Here is a 4118-nt window from a genome sequence, read left to right as displayed (position 1 = left end):
GGCCCGAGCCGAAGGTTCCGGTGGCGCGGGGGCCGGCGGACTCGGCTTGGCCTCGGGAACCGGCGGCTTGGGCGCCGACGGTTTGGGCTCGCCCTTGTCGACGCGCGCGGCCTGGGTCACCTCGCCCATGTCCACGATCTCGATCGGGATGGACTCGGGGATGTCCAGCTTGCGATCGCTGGGCGGCATGCCGAGCACGAACAGCGCGACCAGCGCGACGTGCAGCGTTGCCGAGGCGATCAGGGGTTTGCGCATGGGTCAGCCTTCAACTCGCCGTGGCGTCTCAGCGCTGCGCCGAGCCGCCGACGCGCGGCCCGGTGGCGCCCGGCCCGCTGGGCATCTCGGCGACCAGCCCGACCTTCTTGAAGCCGGCGGCGCTCATGGTGCCCATCACCTCCAGCATCTTGCCGTAGGCGATCTTCGCGTCGCCACGCACCAGGATGCGGGCGTCTGGGTTGTTGTTGGTCACGGCGATCAGCAGCGGCACCATGTTGGCCGTCTCCACCGCCGTCTCCTGCACATAGACCCGGCCGTCGGACTGAACGGTCACGAACAGCGGGTCCTTCTGCGCCTCCAGCGGGGCGGCGTTGGTCTTCGGCAGATCCACCGGCACGCCGACGGTCAGCAGCGGTGCCGCGACCATGAAGACGATCAGCAGCACCAGCATGACGTCGATGAAGGGCGTCATGTTGATGTCGGCCATCGCGCGGTATCCGCGGCGGCGGCCCCGACCGTGGCCGCCCTTTCCTGCGAGCTGGGCTCCCATGTCAGGCGGCTCCCCGCTCCTCGAGGTGGCGCGACAGGATCGCCGAGAACTCGCCCGAGAAGGTCTCCAGCCGATCGGCGTAACGGCCGAGGTCGGTGGTGAACTTGTTGTACGAGATCACGGCGGGAATGGCGGCCACGAGACCCAGCGCCGTGGCGAACAGCGCCTCGGCGATGCCGGGGGCGACGACGGCGAGGCTGGTGTTGCCCGACGCGGCGATGGAGGTGAAGGAGTTCATGATGCCCCACACCGTGCCGAACAGGCCGATGAAGGGGGCCGTCGAACCGACCGACGCCAGGAAGGTCATGTAGCGTTCGGCGCGCAGCATCTCGCGACCGATGGTCACCGACATGACGCGCTCGACCCGCTGCTGGAGCGAGCCCTTCATCGAGCCGATGCCGCGATCGGCGGCGTGGCGCCATTCGCGCATGCCGGCGGCGAAGGTCGCCGACATCGGATCGCTCGGGTTCTGGCCGATGCGGTCGTACAGCGCGTCCAGCGAGCCGCCGGACCAGAAGCTCTCCTCGAAGGCGTCCGCCTGCGCGTTCAGGCGGCGGATGCGCATCAGCTTCTCGATGATGATGGCCCAGCACCACACCGAGGCAATCAGCAGCATCAGCATCACGACCTTGACGATCAGGTCGGCCTGCCAGAACAGGCCCCACATCGTGATGTCGTGAGCCTTCGCCGCGGCCCCGACCACCTGGGCGGAATTCAGATCCATCGCAGTCAGTCTCGCTTCTGCCTTTTGTACAAATCGATGAGCGCCTCGCGGACCGGCGCCGGGAGGCGCGCGGGACGTCCGGCCCGGTTACCGGCCAAATTGATCATCGCCAGCTGAATCACCGCCCGCGCGAGGTCGCGGCCGTCGCGACGGGCAAGTTGTGCAACTGCGAAGGAGGCACCGCCGGTATCGGTGATTCGCGTCACCACTTCAAGCGTATCCTCGAGCTTTGCGGGAGCGACAAAATCGATCTCCGCCCGTCGTACCGCAAATGACACACCGTCGCTTTCGGCCAGTCCGGAGTTGGTGAATCCGGTCAGCCGCAGCATCTCGGTGCGCGCCCGCTCGAAGAAGCGCAGGTAGTTGGCGTGATAGACCAGACCCCCAGCGTCCGTGTCCTCGTAGTAGACCCGCAAGCGCAGCCTGTGCTGCGCGTTCTCGTCAAACCAGCCCGAAAGATTTGCCGTCCCGACCGCGTCAGACATCGCCGTCCTCCGGGTCCGGGTTGGCCTCCGACAGCCGGTCCAGAAGGTCGAACTGGCGGGTCGGCGCCGACGGAGGGTTGAGGCCCAGATAGCGGAAGCCCTGGTCGGTCAGCATGCGCCCGCGCGGGGTCCGCTGCAGGAAGCCCTGCTGGATCAGGTAGGGTTCCACCACCTCCTCCAGCACGTCGCGCTGCTCGCCGAGCGCGGCGCCCAGCGTGTCCACGCCCACCGGGCCGCCGCCGTAGTTGTTGGCGATGATGCCCAGATAGCGCCTGTCCATGCTGTCGAGGCCGAGCCGGTCGACCTCCAGCCGGGTCAGGGCGGCGTCGGCGATGCGGGCATCCACCTCCGGCACACCGGCCACCGAGGCGAAGTCGCGCACCCGGCGCAGCAGCCGCCCCGACACGCGCGGCGTCCCGCGCGAGCGGTTGGCGATCTCCCGCGCCCCTTCCGGCGTGATGAGCATGTTGAACACGGCTGCGGCGCGGCGGACGATCAGCTCCAGCTCGTCCGGCTCGTAGAACTGCAGCCGCACGGGAATGCCGAACCGTTCGCGCAGGGGGCGCGTGATGAGGCCGGACCGGGTGGTGGCGCCGACCAGCGTGAAGGGCGGCAGGTCGATCCGGATGGACCGCGCCGACGGGCCTTCGCCGATGATGAGGTCGAGCTGGAAATCCTCCATGGCGGGATAGAGCACCTCTTCCACGGCGGGATTAAGGCGATGAATCTCGTCGATGAAGAGGACGTCGTGCGGCTGCAGGTTGGTCAGCAGAGCGGCGAGGTCGCCGGCCCGCGCGATGACCGGGCCGGAGGTGGCGCGGAAGCCCACCCCCAGCTCGCGCGAGACGATCTGGGCCAGCGTCGTCTTGCCCAGGCCCGGCGGCCCGAACAGCAGCACATGGTCCAGGGCCTCGCCGCGCGAGCGGGCGGCCTGGATGAAGATCGACAGGTTCTCGCGCGCCTGCCGCTGGCCGATGAACTCGGCGAGCGAGAGCGGGCGGATCGAGGCTTCGCCGGAATCGCCGGCGCCCCGCCCCGGCTGCACCAGCCGGTCGGGATCGGTGCCGTTCTGGTCGGCGGTCATTGGCTGAGTTCCTTGAGGCCATGGCGGATCAGCTCCGACACGCCGGCCCCGTCACCCAGCTTGCGCCCGGCGGCCACGACGGCGCCGAACGCCTCCGACCGCCCATAGCCGAGGTTGACGAGGGCCGAGACGGCGTCCGCCATGACCATGTTGTCGGGGCTGCCCGCCGGCGCCGCCTTGCCGCCCGCCGCCGGAGCGGCGGAGGCCGAGGCGCCGAGGGTGAGGTTGCCCACCTTGTCCTTCAACTCGTTGACGATGCGCGCGGCCACCTTCGGCCCCACGCCGTCGGCGCGGGTGAGCGCCGTCTTGTCCTGCGCCGCGATGGCGCGGGTGAGCTGGTCGGGATCGAGCACGCCGAGGATCGACAGGGCGAGGCGCGAGCCGACGCCCTGGATGGTGGTCAGCAGCCGGAACCAGTCACGCTCGCCGGCATCGGCGAAGCCGTAGAGGGTGATCCGGTCGTCGCGGATGAAGGTCTCGACGACCAGCGCCCGCCGCTCCCCCACCGCCATGCGCGACAGCGTGCGGTTGGAGCAGGCGACTTGGTAGCCGACCCCGTTGACGTCCACCACCACCCAGTCGGTCCCGACCGAATCCACGACACCGGTGAGCTTGGCGATCATGGGGAATTCTCCTTGTCCCTCAAACGCTGGAGGGGATCACGGCGCAACACGGTGGTCGCGGAAAGCGCCGTGCGGATGGTTTCGAGAACGCCTTCCAGATTGTCGTTCACGTCGTTGTTCCAGAAGCGCAGCACGCGGAAACCGGCCTGTTCCAGCATGCGCGTCCGGCGCTCGTCATACGGCGCCTGCTCGGCGTGCTGCCCACCATCCAGTTCGATCACCAACCGATGGTCGTGCGCGACGAAATCCACGATAAAGCCGACAATGGGTTCCTGCCGTCGGAATTTGGCCCCCATCTGCGCGTTCCGCAAACGTTGCCATACGATCTTTTCCACTTCCGTGGAATCGCGCCGCATCTGAACGGCACGGTTGGTGTGCAAAGGCGCCGGCTTGTCCCTGTCTCTTATACACATCTCCGAGCCCACGAGACTATAAC

The 4118-nt window shown here is 68.3% G+C and carries 6 protein-coding genes and 1 pseudogene; all 7 read right to left on the bottom strand.

What is annotated here, in order from left to right; translation table 11 throughout:
* Positions 1-255, bottom strand: a pseudogene (locus Q4I23_RS31020) (hypothetical protein); the annotation flags it as partial.
* Between the two features lie 28 nt (positions 256-283).
* Complete coding sequence (tolR, locus tag Q4I23_RS31015) at positions 284-766, bottom strand: protein TolR (protein WP_014240514.1); 483 nt, start codon at positions 764-766, stop codon at positions 284-286.
* Between the two features lies 1 nt (position 767).
* On the bottom strand, positions 768-1490 hold the full coding sequence (tolQ, locus tag Q4I23_RS31010) for a protein TolQ (protein WP_498528768.1): 723 nt from the start codon (positions 1488-1490) through the stop codon (positions 768-770).
* A 5-nt stretch (positions 1491-1495) separates the two neighbouring features.
* A complete protein-coding gene (gene ybgC / locus Q4I23_RS31005) occupies positions 1496-1975 on the bottom strand; it encodes a tol-pal system-associated acyl-CoA thioesterase (protein ID WP_498528767.1) in 480 nt (159 codons plus the stop codon).
* Positions 1968-3059, bottom strand: coding sequence for a Holliday junction branch migration DNA helicase RuvB (gene ruvB / locus Q4I23_RS31000; protein ID WP_498528766.1), 1092 nt, complete (start codon positions 3057-3059; stop codon positions 1968-1970). The genes ybgC and ruvB overlap by 8 nt, the downstream gene beginning before the upstream one ends.
* Positions 3056-3682 carry a Holliday junction branch migration protein RuvA gene (ruvA, locus tag Q4I23_RS30995; RefSeq protein ID WP_498528765.1) on the bottom strand — a complete coding sequence of 209 codons (627 nt, stop codon included), beginning with the start codon at positions 3680-3682 and terminating at the stop codon, positions 3056-3058. Before ruvA ends, ruvB begins: the two co-directional genes overlap by 4 nt.
* Positions 3679-4118 (bottom strand): endonuclease domain-containing protein (locus Q4I23_RS30990; RefSeq protein ID WP_498528764.1); only part of this gene is annotated, 440 nt, incomplete at its 5' end. The genes Q4I23_RS30990 and ruvA, both read right to left, overlap by 4 nt.

The sequence above is a fragment of the Azospirillum sp. UFLA03-27 genome (assembly GCF_059803775.1).
Note: the sequence above shows the minus strand (reverse complement) of the source record. Positions and strands in the feature narration are given on the sequence as shown.

Excerpts from the sequence above, each read along its gene's own strand:
- tolR (WP_014240514.1), bottom strand. The coding sequence starts at position 766 with ATGGGAGCCCAGCTCGCAGGAAAGGGCGGCCACGGTCGGGGCCGCCGC.
- tolQ (WP_498528768.1), bottom strand. The coding sequence starts at position 1,490 with ATGGATCTGAATTCCGCCCAGGTGGTCGGGGCCGCGGCGAAGGCTCAC.
- ybgC (WP_498528767.1), bottom strand. The coding sequence starts at position 1,975 with ATGTCTGACGCGGTCGGGACGGCAAATCTTTCGGGCTGGTTTGACGAG.
- ruvB (WP_498528766.1), bottom strand. The coding sequence starts at position 3,059 with ATGACCGCCGACCAGAACGGCACCGATCCCGACCGGCTGGTGCAGCCG.
- ruvA (WP_498528765.1), bottom strand. The coding sequence starts at position 3,682 with ATGATCGCCAAGCTCACCGGTGTCGTGGATTCGGTCGGGACCGACTGG.